At 66.5% G+C, this 278-nt stretch carries 1 pseudogene; it reads right to left on the reverse strand.

The annotated features are described in order from the left end of the window. A pseudogene (locus tag EN824_RS34970) lies at window positions 1-278 on the reverse strand (MFS transporter); the annotation flags it as partial.

Genomic DNA, 278 nt, shown 5'->3' on the forward strand with positions numbered 1-278 from the left:
CGACCGGCGGGAACGCTTTCACCATCACGAACGGAATCGCGCCGATCACGCCGACGAAAAGGCCCGCCGCGCCGTACAACGGCACGAGCGACGAGGTGTCGACAGCCAGTTGCTGGAACATCGCGTAGTAGGTCACCGCCAGCAGCAGTCCGCCGACGAAGATCGTGCGCCCTGCGCCGACGCGCCCGGCAATCGAGCCGGCCATCACGCTGCCTATCGTCAGACACAAGGTCGCCACGCAGTTGGCGAGCAGCGCGGTGGCAGGCGCAACATGGAAC

It is taken from the genome of Mesorhizobium sp. M8A.F.Ca.ET.181.01.1.1, assembly GCF_004792025.1.
In the GTDB taxonomy this organism is placed as follows: domain Bacteria; phylum Pseudomonadota; class Alphaproteobacteria; order Rhizobiales; family Rhizobiaceae; genus Mesorhizobium.